This is a genomic window from Amycolatopsis circi, assembly GCF_003385235.1.
GTDB classification, from domain to species: domain Bacteria; phylum Actinomycetota; class Actinomycetes; order Mycobacteriales; family Pseudonocardiaceae; genus Amycolatopsis; species Amycolatopsis circi.
Genome location: NZ_PQIA01000007.1, coordinates 34,528 through 51,377, shown reverse-complemented (window position 1 = coordinate 51,377; position 16,850 = coordinate 34,528). Strand labels below are relative to the sequence as shown.

Here is a 16,850-nt window from a genome sequence, read left to right as displayed (position 1 = left end):
GCCGGGGGCGTCAAGCGAAAGACGAACGGACCGTCAGAAAGGGCCTCCGCGCAGGCCGCCGGTCGCCGCGGCGGTGAGTTCCGCTGCGTCCTTGGCCCCCGTGTCGATGTGCTTCTTGCTGCGGCGGTTGCGGCGTTCGAGGTACGTCGCGAGCGCGGTCAGCAGCAGACACATCGCGATGTAGATCGCGGCCGCCACGAGGGTCGACGGCACGATCGGACGGCCGAAGTCGCCCTGGCTGCCGATGTAGCGGGCGTAGTACAGCAGCTCCGGGTACGTCACCAGGAAGCCGAGCGCGGTGTCCTTGAGCAGCACCACCAGCTGGCTGATGATCGTCGGCAACATCGCGCGCAGAGCCTGCGGCAGCAGGACCGTGAACATCACCTGGGTCTTGCGCATGCCGAGCGCGTACGCGGCTTCGCTCTGGCCCTTCGGCAGGGACTGGATGCCCGCGCGGAACACCTCCGCCAGCACCGAGCCGTTGTACAGCGTCAGGCCGAGCACCACCGCGAACAGCGGAGACGTGTCCACGCCGAGGGTCGGGAGGCCGTAGTAGAACAGGAACATCAGGATCAGCAGCGGGATCGCGCGGAAGAACTCCACGACGAACGTGCAGATCCCGCGCACCCACGCGTGATCGGACAGCCGTCCGGCCGCGAACACCGCGCCGAACACGATGGCGAGCACCGCTCCCAGCGCGAAGGCCTTCACTGTCGCCAGCACGGCGTTCGCGAGGTCGCTCTGCACCTGGGAGTACTGCAGCCACTCCCACTTGCGGCCGGAGAACTGGCCGCTGTCGATGAAGCGGTAGATCACGAACGCGATCAGCGCCGCGACCACGACGATGCCGAGCACCGCGTAAAGCCGGTGCCGCACGCGCGCTTTCGGGCCCGGGGTGTCGAAAAGAACCGTGCTCATCGGGCCACGCTCCAGCGCTTCTCCAGGCTGCGCTGCACGAGCGACAGCACCGACACGAGGATGATGAAGCCGAGCGCCACCCACAGGAGCGCGACCATCTGGTTGTCGCCGCGCTCGGACACGTACTGCCGGATCGCGCCGGCTTCGGCGACCGAGAACCCGCTGGCGATCGTCGTGTTCTTCAGCAGCGCGATGAGCATGCTGACGAGCGGCGGCACCACCGACCGCAGCGCCTGCGGGAGGACGATGCCGCCGAGGATCTGCCCGGACGACAGGCCCAGCGCGCGGCCCGCCTCGGCCTGGCCGACCGGCACCGTGTTGATGCCCGAGCGCACGACCTCGCAGATGAACGCCGACGTGTAGATCGTCAGCGCCACCGCGGCGGTCGGGAAGTAGTCGATCTTGACGATGTCGAGCAGCGGGTAGGCGAACACGAGGAACGCGAACACCAGCGTCAGCGGCGTGTTGCGCAGGACGGTGACGTAGGTCGTGCCGATCGCGCGCAGCATCGGGACCGGGCTCACCCGCAGCATCGCGAGGATCGTGCCCAGCACCAGGCTGCACGCCCCCGCGATCAGGAACAGTTCGATCGTGGTGAGAAAGAACGGACCGAAGAGGTCCAGATTGTCGAGCAGGACGTCCATGGAGCCTTCCCCGCGTCCGTGTGCCGATAGTGGGTGTGCGGCGGCCGGTGGGCGAAAGCTTCGCCCACCGGCCGCCGGATCAGGTCAGTACCGCTCGATGGCCGGCGGCGTCGCGGGCGCGCCGGATTTGCCGAGGGTGGCGTCGTAGATCTTCTTCCAGGTGCCGTTGGTCTCGGCGGCCTGCAGCAGGTCGTCGATCTTGTCGCGCAGCACCTTGTCGTCCTTGTTCAGGCCGATGCCGTAGGGCTCCTTCGAGAACGGCTTGCCGACGACCTTGAAGCTGTCCGGGTCCTGCGCCGCGTAGCCCTTGAGGATCGCGTCGTCGGTGGTGACCGCGTCGACGTCCTTCGTGCTCAGCTTCTCCACGCACTGCGAGTACTTCTGGAACTCGACGATCTGGTCGGTCAGCTTCTGCTCGCGCACGCGCTGGATCGGGGTCGACCCGGTGACCGAGCAGACCTTCTTGCCCTTCAGCGTCTCCGGCCCGGTGATCGAGTTGTCGTCCTTGCGCACCAGCAGGTCCTGCCCGGCCTGGAAGTACGGGCCGGCGAACGACACGAGCTTCTTGCGCTTGTCGCTGATGGTGTAGGTGCCGACGTAGAGGTCGACCTGGCCGTTGGAGATGGCCTGCTCGCGGGCGGCCGAGTCGACCGTCGTGTACTTGATCTTGTCCTCGCTGAAGCCGAGGCCCGCCGCGACCATCCGGGCGATCTCGATGTCGAAGCCCTGGAACTTGCCGGTCTTCGGGTCCTTCTGGCCCAGCTCGGGCTGGTCGTCCTTGACGCCGATGGTGATCGTGCCCGCGGACTTGATCTTCGTGAAGACCGGCGAGCCGTCGAGCTTGACGTCCTTCGCCACTTCGTAGGTCGGCAACGCCGCGGCGTTGGTGTTGGCGTCCCCGCCGGAACCGGCCGGGGCGCCTTCCTTGCCGCAGGCGGTGAGCAGCAGCCCGCCGGCGAGCAGAGCGGCCGCGAGGGTGCGGATCCTCATGTCAGTCTCTCCAATATCTGTCCGGGAAAAATCTGTCCGGGAACGTCGGTGCCGGTCGGGGCGGCACCGATGGACACGGCCGATTACAGCCACCTCGGCCGCGGGGCGCCGGGGGATTCCCCCGAACGGGTCAGTGGGTCAGGATCTTGCCGAGGAAGTCCTTGGCGCGGTCCGACTTCGGCTTGGTGAAGAACTCTTCCGGCGTCGCGTCCTCGACGATCTCGCCGTCGGCCATGAAGAGGACGCGGTCGGCGGCGCGACGGGCGAAGCCCATCTCGTGCGTGACCACGAGCATGGTCATGCCGTCCTTCGCCAGCCCGGTCATCACGTCGAGCACCTCCTGGACCATTTCCGGGTCCAGCGCCGAGGTCGGCTCGTCGAACAGCATCACCTTGGGCCTCATCGCGAGCGCGCGGGCGATCGCCACGCGCTGCTGCTGGCCGCCGGACAGCTGGGCCGGGTACTTGTCGGCCTGGTTCGCGATGCCGACGCGCTCGAGCAGTTCCATCGCGGTCTTGCGGGCCTCGGCCTGCGCGGTCTTGCGCACCTTCACCGGCGCGAGCATGACGTTCTCGAGGATCGTCTTGTGCGCGAACAGGTTGAACTGCTGGAAGACCATGCCGACGTCGGCGCGCAGCGCGGCGAGCGCCTTGCCCTCGGCGGGCAGCGGCACGCCGTCGACGGCGATCTCGCCGGAGTCGATCGGCTCGAGCCGGTTGATCGCGCGGCACAGCGTCGACTTGCCCGACCCGGACGGCCCGAGCACGACGACGACCTGGCCGCGCGGCACCTCGAGGGTGATCTCGCGCAGCACGTGCAGCTCGCCGAAGTGCTTGTTCACGGCGGCCGCCTTGATCATCGGCGTCGCCACCTCGGTGGTCATCGTGGCCTCCAGAGCTCCGTTGGTCGTCGGCGTCCGCGGAACCGGGGTTCCGCAACGCTGGCGGAAACCTACTACCGGGACATCTGTTGTAAAGACGGCTTGAGCAATACTTAGGGTTTCAACTACGTATCGGATGCGGCCGTCGTGTCGGCTTTCAGCCTAGTCGGGACTGTGGCGGCCGCCACGCACCGTGTCCGCGGGGCGCGGCGCCCTAGAGTCCGGCTACCGTGGTCGGGATCACCGGGGAGGAGCAAGCGTGCGCGTGCTGCTGGTGGAGGACGACGACCGGGTCGCGGGCGCGCTCGTCCCCGCGCTGGTCCGCCGCGGCCTCACCATGCAGCGGCTGCCGTCCGGGGCCGGGGTGCTCGACCGCGTTCACGACGTCGACGTGATCCTTCTCGACCTCGGCCTTCCCGATGTCGACGGCGTGGTGCTCTGCCGCCAGATCCGGGCGGTCAGCGACGTCGCGGTGATCGTGGTGTCCGCGCGCGGCGAGGTGAACGACCGCGTGCACGGCCTGCGCGCCGGCGCCGACGACTACCTGGTCAAGCCGTACGACGTCGAGGAACTGCTCGCGCGCGTCGAAGCGGTGCGCAGGCGGCGCACCGAAAAGACCGCACCGACGGTGCCGGTCGTCGAGGTCGGCGACGTCCGGATCGACCTCTCGCGGCACGAGGTACTGGTCGCGGGAGAGCCGATCGCGTTGTCCCGCAAGGAGTTCCAGGTGCTCGCGCTGGTCGCGGCGGCGGGTGGCGCGGTGTGTTCGCGCGAGCAGGTGCTGAACGAGGTGTGGGGGCACCGCGGCGCGGCCGAGAGCCGTTCGCTGGACGTACACGTCGCCACTCTGCGCACCAAACTCGGCCGCCCGGCGCTGATCGAAACGGTGCGCGGTGTCGGCTACCGGCTGGGCATCCGGCGGGACTGACCGATGCGCGTCCGGTTGCAGGGCATCGTCGTCACGCTCGTCGCGCTGCTCGTGTTCGGGCTCGGCATCCCGCTCGCGCTGAGCATCGCGAGCAGCATCCAGCAGAAGCTCTTCCTCGACCGGCTCACCGACACCTCGCGGTTCGCCTCGCTCGCCCAGCGTCCGCTGCTCGACAACCAGCTCGGCCTGCTGGAACCCAAGCTGCGCCGGTACACCGACGTGTACGGCGTGAAAGTGGTCGTGGTGAACCAGGACGGCGACCCGGTGCTGAGTTCCCTCGGCGACACCGGCGCCGGACACGTCGACCGGGCCGCGATCCAGGTGCCGGTGAACGAGGCGCTCGCCGCCCGTCCGCCCGAAGCCGGGCCGCTGCTGATGCCCTGGGCCGGCAAACCGCTGGTGCTGGCCGAGCCGATCCTCATCGACGGCGAGGTGCGCGGCGCGGTCGTGACGGAATCCGCGACCGATCACGTCCGCACCCAGCTGCTGTGGCAGTGGTTGCTGCTGGCCGCGTGCGCGCTGGTCGCGTTCGGGCTCGCGCTGCTCGTCGCGCTGCCGGTGGTGCGCTGGACGCTGCGCCCGGTCCGGCGGCTGGACGAGGCGACGGGCGCGCTGGTCGCGTCCGTGGTCAGCGGCCGCGAGGCGGAGCCGGTGGGGGAGAGCGGCGGTCCGCCGGAACTGCGGCAGCTGGGGCGGTCGTTCGACCGGATGGCGGCGAGTGTGTCGGAAGCACTGGCCGCGCAGCGCGCGTTCGTCGCCGACGCCTCGCATCAGCTGCGCAATCCGTTGACGGCGTTGAAGATCCGGCTGGGCAATCTCGACGGCCAGGTGACCGACGAAACCGCGGCGGCCGACCTCGAAGCGGCACAGGTGGACGCCAAGCGGCTGAACCAGATTCTCGACGAGCTGCTGTCGATGGCCCGCGCCGAAGCCGCGGGAGGCGAGCTGGTGTCCGAAGACCTCGCCGAGGTGATCGCGGACCGGGTCGCCGACTGGTCGGTGGTCGGCGCGGCTCGCGAGGTCCCGCTGGAGAGCGCAGTGGACGTCAACGGCGCGCGGGTGCTCGTGCCGCCGCGCGGGCTGGAGGTCGTGCTCGACGCTTTGCTGGACAACGCGCTCAAGTTCAGCCCTCCCGGCACCTCCGTGGAGGTGGCCGCGAGCGTTGCCGAGGGCCGCGTGACGGTTTCGGTCCGCGACCACGGTCCCGGCCTGCGGGAGGACGAACTGGAGCGGGCTGTCGACCGGTTCTGGCGGAGCACCGCGCATCAGAACGTGCCGGGGTCGGGGCTGGGGCTGGCGATCGTGACGGAGATCGTCCGGCATTCCGGCGGCGAGACGCGGTTGTCCCTGCCCGAGGGCGGCGGGCTGCGGATCGCGATGGACTTCCCGGTCGCGGGCTAGACCTTCTCCGCGCGGTAATACGCCAGCGCGCCAGGGTGCAACGGCAGCGGCCCGGTCTCGATCCCCGGATGCACGTCGATCGACAGCGCCGCCCGGTTGACCGCCGCGAGCGACGGGCGGGCGTCGTACAGGCCCTTCGTGAGCGCTTCCGCGACGTCGGCGGACATCGAGGTGGGCACGACGAGGAAGTTCGGCACCACCAGCGTCGTGACCGGGCCGGGCTGGTCGTAGGTGCTGCCGGGGATGGTCGCGGTGCCGTACACCGGGCTGAACCGCTGCATGCCCGGCATCAGCATGGACATGTCGAGCAGCTTCAGGCCGACCTTGCGGTTGTACTCGGTGATGAGCGGCGTCGGCAGTCCGCCGGACCAGAACATCGCGTCGATCTTGCGGTCGGCCAGCGCGGTGAGCGAAGCGTCCAGGCTCAGCTGGTCGACCGCGACCGCGCCTTTCAGCCCGGCGACCTTCAGCACCCGGTCGGCGATGTACTCGACGCCCGACTCCGGCGAGCCGACCGCGATGTGGCGGCCGCGCAGCATCGCCACCGTGGTGTAGGGCGAGTCCTTGCGGACGACGATGTGCAGGTAGTCGTCGTGGATGCGGGCCAGCGCGGCGAGCTTGCCGGGGTGCGCGGCCGCCGCGTCGGCGGCCAGGTCCGCGGCGACGAACGCGACGTCCGCGCCCCCGGTGAGCACTCGGTTGAGGTTGTCGCGCGACCCCTGGGTGGCGAGCACCTCGGGCGTCTCGATGCCGAGTTCGCCCGCCCACGCCGACGCCAGCGGCCCGGCGAGGTCGTGGTAGACGCCGCCCACCGACCCGGCCGCGACGCGCAGGTGCAGGTTCGCGAAGCTCGGCCCGCACCCGCTCAGCAGCACCGTCAGCGCCGCCACCGCCGCGGCCAGCCTCCATCGCATGGGGCGATGGTGCCAGAGGTCAGCCGGTGACGTCGGTCAGGCTCGTGCCCATCCGGATCTTGCTGAACCACTGCGTCGCCGTCTGGTCGGCCTCGTGGTAGACGCCCCACTTCAGATAATTGCGGGTCCCGTCGATCGTGGTGCCGGTGTAGGTGGTGGACCCGTCGGAGAACGTCTGCCGTTTGCCGTCGAACCAGAACTGGATGGTGCCCTTGGTGCGGTCGGTCGAGATCCGGAAGGCGATGTCGTGCCACTGGTCGTTCGAGACCGGCGTGTCCCAGAGCTTGACGCTCGTGTGGTCGGTCGTCCACTCCTCCAGCCGGAGCTTGCCGCCGATGATCTCGAGGACGATCGGGTGGTTCGCGGTGCCGGTGCTCGGGCTGCATTTCAGCTGGAACACGTAGCGGCTGGTGGAGTCGGTGACGCGGTACTTCGACGACCAGCCGAGGTAGAAGGTCTTGCCGGCTTCTAGATCCGGGCCGACCGCCTCGCAGCGTTCCTCCTTCGCGAGCTGCTCGGCGACGAAGACTTTGCCCTTCGCGGAGTCCGCGGTCTTGAAGTGGCCGTCGGCGCACTGGACCGAGTTGAACGCCTTGGCGCCGTCGGCGGGGTCGGCCGACCAGGTGACCGAGCGGGGAGCCGGGGCCGCGGCGACCGGGGCGGCCGCCAGCGCGGCGACAGCCAGGGTGCTCGCGACAGCAGCCGCGGAGCAGGCGAAAACCTTGCGCACTTTTCCTCCAGAGCGGCGGCGGTCCGATTCGGAAACAATGGCGACGATCTTATCTTCGGGGGCGCGCGGAAAACAATAGAGAAAATTCCGGCGGTATTGTTCTTCCGTGGCCGGTTCGGTGCATTTCCGTTCCCGGTCAACGGCACATTTCCCGATTACCGGAATGCCAGGCGAGCCAGGTCGCGGAGGCCGCCGCATAACGCCCGGGAGGCGGGTGCCGGGTCCGGCGTCGGCTCCGGGGTTTAGTCTGGACGGCGATGAACGCGAAAACGTACCAGATCCGCACGTTCGGCTGCCAGATGAACGTGCACGACTCCGAACGGCTCGCCGGGCAGCTCGAGGAAGCCGGCTACGTCCCCGCCGCGGGGCCGTCGAAGCCGGATCTGGTCGTGTTCAACACCTGCGCCGTGCGGGAGAACGCGGACAACAAGCTCTACGGCACCCTCGGGCACCTCCGCCCGGACAAGGTCGCCAATCCGGACATGCAGATCGCCGTCGGCGGCTGTCTCGCGCAGAAGGACCGCGGCGACATCGTCAAGCGCGCGCCGTGGGTCGACGTCGTCTTCGGGACGCACAACATCGGTTCGCTGCCGACGCTGCTGGAGCGCGCGCGGCACAACGCCGAGGCCGAGGTCGAAATCCTCGAATCGCTCGAGACGTTCCCGTCCACGCTGCCCGCGCGCCGCGAATCGTCCTACGCGAGCTGGGTGTCGGTTTCGGTCGGCTGCAACAACACCTGCACGTTCTGCATCGTGCCGTCGCTGCGCGGCAAGGAGCGCGACCGGCGTCCCGGCGAGATCCTCGCCGAGGTCGAGGCGCTGGTCGCCGAGGGCGTGCTCGAGGTGACCCTGCTGGGCCAGAACGTGAACTCCTACGGCGTCGAGTTCGGCGACCGGCTCGCGTTCGGCAAGCTGCTGCGCGCCACCGGCGGGATCGACGGGCTGGAGCGCGTGCGGTTCACCTCGCCGCATCCGGCCGCGTTCACCTCGGACGTCATCGACGCGATGGCCGAGACGCCGAACGTCTGCCACCAGCTGCACATGCCGCTGCAGTCCGGTTCGGACCGGGTGCTGCGAGAGATGCGCCGGTCGTACCGGTCGACGCGGTTCCTGAACATCCTCGACGAGGTGCGCGCCAAGATGCCGGACGCCGCCATCACCACCGACATCATCGTCGGCTTCCCCGGCGAGACCGAGGAAGACTTCCAGGCGACGCTCGACGTCGTCCGCGCCGCCCGGTTCTCCAGCGCGTTCACCTTCCAGTATTCGAAGCGCCCCGGCACGCCCGCCGCGGAAATGGCGGAGCAGCTGCCGAAGAAGGTCGTGCAGGAGCGCTACGACCGGCTGGTCGAGCTGCAGAACGAGATCTCCTGGGAGGAGAACCGCAAGCTGGTCGGCCGCCGGGTAGAGCTGCTGGTCGCCGCGGGCGAGGGCCGCAAGGACGCGGAGACGCACCGGATGAGCGGGCGCGCCCGCGATGGACGGCTGGTGCACTTCACGCCGTCCGGCTCGGCCGTCGACCGCTCGGTCCGCCCGGGCGACGTCGTGGAGACGGTGATCAGCTACGGCGCGCCGCACCACCTCGTCGCCGACGGCGACCTCCTGACGCATCGCCGCACGCGGGCGGGCGACAACGCCGAAGCCGGTCTTCGGCCCAAGACGAGCGGGGTCACCCTGGGACTGCCGGGCTTCGGAGCCCCGGCGGCGCAGCCGGCCCCGGTGAGTGGGTGTGCAGGATGAGCGAACCGGGAACGCCGGCCGAGATCGACCGGCGCCTCAGCGACGAGATCGACGACGCGGGCCGCCGCGCCGCGCGGACGGTCGAGCTGGGCAGGCGCGGCTTCACCATCTCGGTGCTGATGTTCGTGCTGCTCGTGGCCCAGATCCTGCCGTGGGCCCAGGGCCGCGCGGGCTGGGAGACGCTGGCCGGCGAGGCGGGCGGGGTCCCGCAGCTGTTCGCCGTGACGTCCACCGGCGTCGGCGTGTTCATCGGCGCGGTCGCGCTCGTGTCGCGCCGCTGGTGGGTCGCGTGGTGCTGCGCCGCGGGCGGCTGGTTCGCCTCGGTCGACGGCCTGCTGGCGATCTGGTCGCAGCAGTCCGCGCACGCCAGCGGAGCGGCCGGCGACGGTCCGGGAATCGGGATGATCGTGGCGTGGATCGCGACGATCGTCCTGGCGGCCCTGTGGATGCGGACCGCGTTCTCGCGCACCTGACCGCTTTTGGCAAACGTCCGTGAGGGGAACCTTCACGGACTCTGATTCCCTCAGGGTTCCCCTCACGGACTTTTGGCGGGGCAGCAAAACGGCCGGTACCCAGCGGTACCGGCCCTTTCGGAAAATCAGCGATCGGCGACCGCGGCCTCCGCGGCCTCCATCCACTCCCGCCACTGGGAGGCCTGCTCCTCGGCCTTCTTCGCCCGCCGCTCGTCCCCGGCGGCCCTGGCCTTGGCGGCCTGCGATTCGAACTGCTCGACCCGCTCCCGGAACTGCGCGGCGCGCGCCTGCGCCTCCGGGTCGGTGCGGCGCCAGCGGCTGTCCTCGGCCGACTTCACCGCGTCCTGCACCGCCTTGAGCCGCCCGTCCAGTTCGCGGATGCGTTCGCGCGGGACCTTGCCGATCTCGTCCCACTGCTCCTGGATCTTGCGCAGCGCCGACTTGGCCGCCTCGAAGTTGGCGGCCACGTCGATCTTCTCGGCCTCCACCAGCAGTTCTTCCTTGCGCTGGGCGTTGCCGGCGAACTCCGCGTCGCGCTCGGAGAACACGGCCGAGCGGCGGGCGAAGAACGCGTCCTGCGCCGCGCGGAACCGCTGCCAGAGCGCCTCGTCGCTGTCCTTCGGGGCGCGCCCGGCGGCCTTCCACTCGGCCATCAAGTCCTTGTACCGGCCGGCGGTGGCGCCCCAGTCGTCGGAATCGGCGATCGACTCGGCCTCGGCGATCAGCTCTTCCTTGCGCTGCTTCGCGCTCGCCCGCTGCTTGTCCAGTTCGGCGAAGTGCGAGCCGCGGCGGCGGTTGAACGCCTCGCGCGCCTTCGAGAACCGCTTCCACAGCTCGTCGTCGGTCTTGCGGTCGACGCCCTTGACCGTCTTCCACTCGTCGAGGATCGCACGCAGCCGGTCGCCCGCGGCCTTCCACTGCGTGGAGTCGGCGGCGATCTTCTCCGCCTCGTCGGCCAGCGCCTGCTTGCGCGCGACGGCCGCGGCCCGGGCTTCCTCGCGCTCGTGCTTGACGTTGACCAGCGCCTTCTCCGCCAGCCCGATCACGAACTCGAGCCGCGCGGCGAGCGCCTTGAGGTCGCCGACCACGGCCGCCTCGCTCAGCCCGTCGCGGATCTGCGTGGCGCTCGAGAGCGCGTGCTTCGGATCGCCCGCTCCGGAATTCAGCCGCGTTTCGAGCAGTTCGACCTCGGTGCGCACGTCGTCGAAGCGGCGCGCGTAGTGCAGCAGGCCTTCCTCGGGCGTGCCTGCCTGCCAGACCCCGACCTCGCGTTCGCCGTCGGCGGTGAAGACGTAAACGGTGCCTTCCCCGTCGACCCGGCCCCAGGTGGCGGGGGCGGGCTCGGCGGGCGGCACCGGAGGCGCGGCATGGCCGGCGCCGTGCGCGTGCGGCACCGGGTGCGGTGCCGGGGTGCCGGGGGACGTGTTCTCCTGGGCCATCGCAGGCTCCTTATCGCCTGTACGCCCGCGGCTGCGGGCGCCCCGCCGCGGGAGCGGGGCCGGGTTACGCTGTTGTCGTGCTCTGCCGGGGGCATGGGGCCCCAGCGGCATTCAAGCAGCTCAGCGCGCGCCGTGGTACTGGATGAGCCGCCTGAAAGCGTTGATCCTACTTCTCCTTGACGCTCCGTGCCCGCGTCCCGCCCCGGCCGGGTAGCGTTTCGCAGCGTGCTCAGCCCTGCTCAACGGCCTCGTCCGGTGGCCGTCGTCGGCCCCACCGCCACCGGGAAGACGGCGCTGGCCGTCGAGCTGGCGCTGGCGCTGGACGGCGAGGTGGTGAACGCCGACGCGCTCCAGCTCTACCGGGGCATGGACATCGGCACCGCCAAGGCGACTCCGGAGGAACGGCGAGGGGTCCCGCACCATCTGCTGGACGTACTCGACGTGACCGAGACCGCGTCGGTCGCCGCCTATCAGCGTGATGCCCGCGGCACGATCGAGCGGATTCTCGACGCGGGCCGCGTTCCGGTGCTGACCGGCGGCTCGGGACTGTACGTGCAAGCGGTCCTGGACGACCTCCGTTTCCCCGGTACCGACCCCGAGGTGCGCGCGCGGCTCGACGAAGAGGCCGCCGAACTCGGCACCGCCGCGCTCTACACCCGGCTGGAGGAGCGCGACCCGGTCGCCGCCGCCGCGATCCTGCCCACCAACACCCGGCGGATCGTGCGCGCCCTGGAGGTCATCGAGATCACCGGCGAGCCGTTCTCCGCGAATCTGCCGAAACCGGGCCCGGCGCGCTGGGACACCGTGCTGATCGGGGTCGACCGCGAGACCGCCGAACTGGACGAGCGCGTCGACCTGCGGGTGGAGCGGATGTTCGAGGGCGGTCTCGTGGACGAGGTACGCGCGTTGCTCGGCCTCGGTTTGCGGGACGGGAAAACCGCTTCGCGGGCGCTCGGCTACCAGCAGGTGCTGGCCGAACTGGACGGCGAAGGCGACTTCGCGGCAGCCGCGGCGGCGACCGCGCAGGCCACTCGACGGTTCGTGCGGCGGCAGCGTTCGTGGTTCCGGCGCGACAAGCGGATCCAGTGGTTCGACGGCGGATCGGCGGATCTGGCCGCGCAAGTCCTCGCCGCGCTCGACCAGTAGCCTGGAGGCATGGGCGGCATCGAATTCCTCAAGGGCCACGGCACGCAGAACGACTTCGTGCTGCTGCCTGACGCGGACGGCCGCCTCGACCTCACCGCCGAGCGGGTCGCGGCGCTGTGCGACCGGCAGCGGGGCATCGGCGCGGACGGCGTGCTGCGCGTCGTGCGCGCGAAGGCGATCGGCGAAGAGTCAGCCGGCGAGTGGTTCATGGACTACCGCAACGCCGACGGTTCGATCGCCGAGATGTGCGGCAACGGCACCCGCGTTTTCGCCCGCTACCTGGTCGACGCCGGGCTGGCCGAGGACGGCGAGTTCGTCATCGGCACCCGCGCGGGAGACCGGCCGGTCGTCGTGCACCCGGACCGTTCGGTCACCGTGCAGATGGGCCCGGCGGCGATCACCGGCACGTCGGTCACCGTGGTGGCAGGGCAGCCGTTCTCCGGGGTCGCGGTGAACGTCGGCAACCCGCACCTGGTTTCGGTCACCGACACCGACATCGGCGCGCTTGACCTGCGCGACCAGCCTGACTTCGACCACGACGTGTTCCCGTCGGGCGTCAACCTGGAGTTCGTCAACGTGCTCGGCGAGGGCGCGCTGCGGATGCGCGTCCACGAGCGCGGCGTGGGGGAGACGCGCGCCTGCGGCACCGGGACGGTCGCCGCGGTGGCCGCGGCGCTGCACCTCGCGGGCAAGGACACCGGCGAGTCCACAGTGGACATCCCCGGCGGCCGGGTGTCGGTCACGGTCGGACGCGGCGAATCGACGCTGTCCGGACCGGCCGAGATAGTGGCCCGCGGCGAGCTGGACGAAGCCTGGTGGCTCGCCGCGGGCGCTTGATCAGCTGATCGTCACCGCCACCGAGAGTTCGCCTTCCCTCGTGGCCACGGTGTTCACCACGCCGGCGACGCGCACGTCCTCGGCGATTCCGGCGAAGCCCTCGAGCACGTCGGCCGGAGCGGTGACCGACAGCGTCTCGACGGCGGTCCGCATCGACACCTTCGCGTCGGACTTGGCCCGGCGCACGGCAGCGATCACCGAACCGGCCAGCGGCAGCAACGTGACGTCGCCGTCGACGTCAGGCGCGGTCGGCCAAGACGCCTGGTGCACCGAACCGTCCTGCCACCACGACCAGATCTCTTCGGCGGAGAACGGCAGCACCGGCGCGAACATCCGCACCAACGCCGACAGCACCGTCCGCAATGCCACCTGTGCCGATTCGGCTGCCTCCGAGCCGAGGTCGCCGTACGCGCGGCCCTTCACCAGCTCCACGTAGTCGTCGCAGAACGTCCAGAAGAATGTCTCCGTCACCTGCAACGCACGCGCCTGGTCGAGCGCCTCGAACGCGGACGTCGCTTCCTCGATCACCCTCGCCAGCGCGGCGAGCACGGACCGGTCCAACGGCTCCGTCGCGACCGACTCGGCTGCAGGGGTCCCGAGGCCGAGCACGAACCGGCTCACGTTCAACAGCTTCGTCGCGAGCCGTCGCCCGACCTTCATCTGGCCTTCGTCGACCGCCGTGTCCACGCCTGGCCGCGCGCTCGCCGCCCAGTACCGCACCGCGTCGGAACCGTGCCGCTCCAGCAGATCCGCCGGAGTGACGACGTTGCCGACCGACTTCGACATCTTCTTGCGGTCCGGGTCGAGCACCCAGCCGGAGATCACCGCGTCCCGCCACGGCAGCACGCCTTCCTCCAACTCGGCGCGCACCGCGGTGGAGAACAGCCAGGTGCGGATGATCTCGTGCGCCTGCGGCCGCAGCGAGAACGGGAACACGCGGCGGAACAGGTCGTCGTCGAGGCTCCAGCGCCCGGCGATCTGCGGCGTCAGCGACGACGTCGCCCAGGTGTCCATCACGTCGGCTTCCGCGACGAACCCGCCCGGCACGCCGCGCTGCTCCTCGGCGTAGCCCGGCGGAACGTCGGTGCTCGGGTCCACCGGCAAGGTCGCGTCGTCGGGCGCCAGCACGGCGTCGTGGTCCGGCTCGCCGTCGGCGTCCAGCGGGTACCAGACCGGGATCGGCACGCCGAAGAACCGCTGGCGGCTGACCAGCCAGTCGCTGGTCAGGCCCTCGACCCAGCTGCGGTAGCGGACCTGCATGTGCGGCGGGACCCAGTTCAGCTCCTCGCCGCGGTCCAGCAGTTTCGCGCGCAGGGCGTCGTCGCGGCCGCCGTTGCGCAGGTACCACTGGCGGCTGGTGACGATTTCCAGCGGCTTGTCGCCCTTTTCGTAGAACTTCACCGGATGTGTGATCGGCCTCGGCTCGCCGCGCAGCGCACCCGCCTCGCGCAGGAGGTCCACGACGATCTGGCGTCCAGTGTGGACAGTCTTGCCCGCCAGCGGCTCGTAGGTCTCCGCCGGAACGCCGTGCGGCGGCTCGGCGCGGAACCGGCCGTCGCGGCCCAGCACCGGACGTGTTTCGAGCTGCAGCGCGCGCCACCAGGTGACGTCCGTGGTGTCGCCGAAGGTGCACACCATCGCGATGCCGGTGCCCTTTTCCGGATCCGCGAGGTGGTGCGCGTGCACCGGCACCTCGACGCCGAACACCGGCGTGCGCACGGTCTTCCCGAAAAGGCCGTGGTACCGCTCGTCATCCGGATGCGCGACGAGTGCGACGCACGCGGGCAGCAATTCCGGCCGGGTAGTGGAGATCAGCACTTCCGCGCCGTCGTCGGCCGTGAACACGAGATCGTGATACGCGCCGGGTCGTTCGCGATCTTCCAGCTCAGCCTGCGCGACGGCGGTGCGGAAGGTGACATCCCACAGGGTCGGGGCTTCGGATTGGTACGCCTCGCCGCGCGCGAGGTTGCGCAGGAACGCGCGCTGCGAGATCTCCGTGGTCGCCGGGTCGATCGTCTGGTACGCCAGCGTCCAGTCCACCGAAAGTCCGATGCTCCGCCAGACCTCCTCGAACACCTTCTCGTCGGTTTCGGTCAGCTCAAGGCACAGTTCCACGAAATTGCGCCGCGACACCGGAATCGCGTTCTTGCCGGACTTTTCCGGCGGGGTGAAGGACGGGTCGTAGGGCAGCGACGGCTCGCAGCGCACGCCGAAATGGTTCTGCACGCGGCGTTCGGTGGGCAGGCCGTTGTCGTCCCACCCGACCGGGTAGAAGACCGAACGGCCGCGCATCCGTTGGTAGCGCGCGAGAACGTCGGTGTGCGTGTAGGAGAAGACGTGCCCGATGTGCAGCGAACCGCTCGCGGTCAGCGGCGGCGTGTCGATCGAGTAGACGTCCGGGCGCGCGCGGTCGAACCGGTATACGCCTTCGCGTTCCCACACCGGTACCCATTTGGCGGCAAGGCCGTCGACGCCGACTTTGTGCGGGATCTTCTCGTTCATGCCCGCACTTTACGGGGCGGGTACAGCGATTTCCGCGCCCGTCGGAAGGTCCCGCATGCGCCGCAGCGGCGAGCAGACCACCCAGAGCGCGCCCGCGACCGGTCCGGCCGCCCCGATCCACAGCGCGCCGGTGAGCCCGAGCCACTCGCCGAGGCCGCCGCCCAGGAGCCCGCCGAGCGGCATCGCTCCCCAGACGACGAACCGGACGCTCGCGTTCATCCGGCCCAGCAGCCGGTCCGGCGTGATGGCCTGGCGGTAGGAGACCTGCGCGATGTTGTAGAGGATCACGCCGAACCCGAACGCGGCCATGCCCAGCCCGGAGAGCACGATCCGCCAGTCCGGCCCGGCGCACAGGACCAGCAGCCCTCCCGGCCACAGCAGCATCGGGACCAGCCAGATCGAGCGGGCCTGCCCGATCTTCCGGATGATCGGCCCGGCGCACAGCGCGGCCGAGATGCCTCCGACGCCGCTCGCCGCGAGCAGTCCGCCGACCGCGGCGGGCGTCAGCCCGGCAGTGCGGGTCAGGAACAGCACCTCGACCGCCTGCACGACGCCGCTGAAAAGGTTCGACGTGGCGGTGCAGGCGACGATCGCGCGCAGCGGCCGGTCGGCGGCGACGAACCGCAGGCCTTCGAGCATCTGCGGCACCAGCCGGTCGTGCTCAGCGCGTTCCGGGAGGGTTTCGACGGTGCGGATGCGCCACAGGCACAGCGCGGACGTGAGGTAGCCGAGGCCGGTGACCAAGACCGTGCTCGCCGCGCCGACGAACTGCACGAGCACCCCGGCGACACTCGGTCCGGCGATCTGCGCGGACGACTGCACGCCCTGCAGCTTCGCGTTGCCCTCCAGCAGCCTTTCGCGGCCGACCAGCGCGGGCAGATACGCCTGGTAGGAGACGTCGAAGAAGACCGTCGCCAACCCGACGAGCAGCACGACCGCCAGCACCTGCGCCATCGTGAGCACGCCGGCCCACCAGGCGAGCGGGATGCTGAGCAGCAGCACCCCGCGGACCAGGTCGGCGGCGAGCATGAGCGGCCGTTTGCGCATCCGGTCCACCCAGACGCCCGCGGGCAGGCCGATGACCAGGAAGCCGAGCGTCTCGGCCATGGTCAGCAGGCCCATCTCGAACGGGGTGGCGGCCAGCGTGACCGCGGCGAGCAGCGGAATGGCGGTGATGCCGACGAACATCCCCAGCTGGCTCGCCGTGTCCCCGGCCCACAGCCTGCGGAAGTCGGCGTGGAAGAACAACGAGTCTCGACGCACCCGATCGAGTGTTGTCGAGTGATTGGAAAGAGTCAATCACTTTGTT

The 16,850-nt window shown here is 70.2% G+C and carries 15 protein-coding genes; 6 read left to right on the top strand and 9 right to left on the bottom strand.

What is annotated here, in order from left to right; all coding sequences use genetic code 11:
* Positions 1-33: 33 nt before the first annotated feature.
* The 4 genes from D0D37_RS03305 to D0D37_RS03290 form a co-directional block, all read right to left on the bottom strand.
* Positions 34-918 (bottom strand): amino acid ABC transporter permease, encoded by an 885-nt coding sequence (locus D0D37_RS03305; RefSeq protein ID WP_116199005.1) that lies wholly within the window; start codon positions 916-918, stop codon positions 34-36.
* The gene (locus D0D37_RS03300; protein WP_116199004.1) at positions 915-1,562 is read right to left on the bottom strand and encodes an amino acid ABC transporter permease; all 648 of its coding nucleotides are present in this window, start codon (positions 1,560-1,562) and stop codon (positions 915-917) included. Before D0D37_RS03300 ends, D0D37_RS03305 begins: the two co-directional genes overlap by 4 nt.
* 84 nt (positions 1,563-1,646) lie before the next feature.
* Positions 1,647-2,552 carry a glutamate ABC transporter substrate-binding protein gene (locus D0D37_RS03295; protein ID WP_116199003.1) on the bottom strand — a complete coding sequence of 302 codons (906 nt, stop codon included), beginning with the start codon at positions 2,550-2,552 and terminating at the stop codon, positions 1,647-1,649.
* 130 nt (positions 2,553-2,682) lie between these two features.
* Positions 2,683-3,411 (bottom strand): amino acid ABC transporter ATP-binding protein, encoded by a 729-nt coding sequence (locus D0D37_RS03290; protein WP_208719780.1) that lies wholly within the window; start codon positions 3,409-3,411, stop codon positions 2,683-2,685.
* Positions 3,412-3,691: 280 nt separating this feature from the next.
* Between D0D37_RS03290 and D0D37_RS03285 the strand changes: the two genes are divergently transcribed.
* Together D0D37_RS03285 and D0D37_RS03280 are read left to right on the top strand one after the other, a co-directional pair.
* On the top strand, positions 3,692-4,360 hold the full coding sequence (locus D0D37_RS03285; protein WP_116199001.1) for a response regulator transcription factor: 669 nt from the start codon (positions 3,692-3,694) through the stop codon (positions 4,358-4,360).
* Positions 4,361-4,363: 3 nt separating this feature from the next.
* Positions 4,364-5,761, top strand: a complete 1,398-nt coding sequence (locus tag D0D37_RS03280) for a sensor histidine kinase (protein WP_116199000.1) — start codon at positions 4,364-4,366, stop codon at positions 5,759-5,761.
* On the opposite strand, the gene D0D37_RS03275 is transcribed toward D0D37_RS03280, so the two are convergent.
* Entirely contained in the window at positions 5,758-6,675 is a 918-nt protein-coding gene (locus D0D37_RS03275; protein ID WP_116198999.1) for a TAXI family TRAP transporter solute-binding subunit, read from the bottom strand. The genes D0D37_RS03280 and D0D37_RS03275 overlap by 4 nt on opposite strands.
* 19 nt (positions 6,676-6,694) lie before the next feature.
* Positions 6,695-7,405 carry a heparin lyase I family protein gene (locus D0D37_RS03270; protein ID WP_208719773.1) on the bottom strand — a complete coding sequence of 237 codons (711 nt, stop codon included), beginning with the start codon at positions 7,403-7,405 and terminating at the stop codon, positions 6,695-6,697.
* 257 nt (positions 7,406-7,662) lie between these two features.
* Between D0D37_RS03270 and miaB the strand changes: the two genes are divergently transcribed.
* Both miaB and D0D37_RS03260 read left to right on the top strand, forming a co-directional pair.
* Entirely contained in the window at positions 7,663-9,144 is a 1,482-nt protein-coding gene (miaB, locus tag D0D37_RS03265; RefSeq protein ID WP_116198997.1) for a tRNA (N6-isopentenyl adenosine(37)-C2)-methylthiotransferase MiaB, read from the top strand.
* Entirely contained in the window at positions 9,141-9,617 is a 477-nt protein-coding gene (locus D0D37_RS03260; protein WP_116198996.1) for an Rv2732c family membrane protein, read from the top strand. The genes miaB and D0D37_RS03260 overlap by 4 nt, the downstream gene beginning before the upstream one ends.
* A 125-nt stretch (positions 9,618-9,742) precedes the next feature.
* On the opposite strand, the gene D0D37_RS03255 is transcribed toward D0D37_RS03260, so the two are convergent.
* On the bottom strand, positions 9,743-11,056 hold the full coding sequence (locus tag D0D37_RS03255) for a DUF349 domain-containing protein (RefSeq protein WP_116198995.1): 1,314 nt from the start codon (positions 11,054-11,056) through the stop codon (positions 9,743-9,745).
* A gap of 225 nt (positions 11,057-11,281) precedes the next feature.
* Here D0D37_RS03255 and miaA point away from each other — a divergent pair, with 225 nt between their 5' ends.
* Positions 11,282-12,202 carry a tRNA (adenosine(37)-N6)-dimethylallyltransferase MiaA gene (gene miaA, locus D0D37_RS03250; RefSeq protein WP_116198994.1) on the top strand — a complete coding sequence of 307 codons (921 nt, stop codon included), beginning with the start codon at positions 11,282-11,284 and terminating at the stop codon, positions 12,200-12,202.
* Positions 12,203-12,211: 9 nt separating this feature from the next.
* The gene (gene dapF / locus D0D37_RS03245) at positions 12,212-13,039 is read left to right on the top strand and encodes a diaminopimelate epimerase (protein WP_116198993.1); all 828 of its coding nucleotides are present in this window, start codon (positions 12,212-12,214) and stop codon (positions 13,037-13,039) included.
* Here dapF and valS read toward each other — a convergent pair whose 3' ends face one another.
* Together valS and D0D37_RS03235 are read right to left on the bottom strand one after the other, a co-directional pair.
* Positions 13,040-15,541 (bottom strand): valine--tRNA ligase, encoded by a 2,502-nt coding sequence (gene valS, locus D0D37_RS03240; protein ID WP_116198992.1) that lies wholly within the window; start codon positions 15,539-15,541, stop codon positions 13,040-13,042.
* 9 nt (positions 15,542-15,550) lie between these two features.
* The gene (locus D0D37_RS03235) at positions 15,551-16,804 is read right to left on the bottom strand and encodes an MFS transporter (protein WP_116198991.1); all 1,254 of its coding nucleotides are present in this window, start codon (positions 16,802-16,804) and stop codon (positions 15,551-15,553) included.
* Between the last annotated feature and the right edge of the window lie 46 nt (positions 16,805-16,850).

What these genes read in the sequence shown, in the direction of transcription:
- D0D37_RS03305 (WP_116199005.1), bottom strand. Translation starts at nt 918, where the DNA reads ATGAGCACGGTTCTTTTCGACACCCCGGGCCCGAAAGCGCGCGTGCGG.
- D0D37_RS03300 (WP_116199004.1), bottom strand. Translation starts at nt 1,562, where the DNA reads ATGGACGTCCTGCTCGACAATCTGGACCTCTTCGGTCCGTTCTTTCTC.
- D0D37_RS03295 (WP_116199003.1), bottom strand. Translation starts at nt 2,552, where the DNA reads ATGAGGATCCGCACCCTCGCGGCCGCTCTGCTCGCCGGCGGGCTGCTG.
- D0D37_RS03290 (WP_208719780.1), bottom strand. Translation starts at nt 3,411, where the DNA reads ATGATCAAGGCGGCCGCCGTGAACAAGCACTTCGGCGAGCTGCACGTG.
- D0D37_RS03280 (WP_116199000.1), top strand. Translation starts at nt 4,364, where the DNA reads ATGCGCGTCCGGTTGCAGGGCATCGTCGTCACGCTCGTCGCGCTGCTC.
- D0D37_RS03275 (WP_116198999.1), bottom strand. Translation starts at nt 6,675, where the DNA reads ATGCGATGGAGGCTGGCCGCGGCGGTGGCGGCGCTGACGGTGCTGCTG.
- miaB (WP_116198997.1), top strand. Translation starts at nt 7,663, where the DNA reads ATGAACGCGAAAACGTACCAGATCCGCACGTTCGGCTGCCAGATGAAC.
- D0D37_RS03260 (WP_116198996.1), top strand. Translation starts at nt 9,141, where the DNA reads ATGAGCGAACCGGGAACGCCGGCCGAGATCGACCGGCGCCTCAGCGAC.
- D0D37_RS03255 (WP_116198995.1), bottom strand. Translation starts at nt 11,056, where the DNA reads ATGGCCCAGGAGAACACGTCCCCCGGCACCCCGGCACCGCACCCGGTG.
- dapF (WP_116198993.1), top strand. Translation starts at nt 12,212, where the DNA reads ATGGGCGGCATCGAATTCCTCAAGGGCCACGGCACGCAGAACGACTTC.
- valS (WP_116198992.1), bottom strand. Translation starts at nt 15,541, where the DNA reads ATGAACGAGAAGATCCCGCACAAAGTCGGCGTCGACGGCCTTGCCGCC.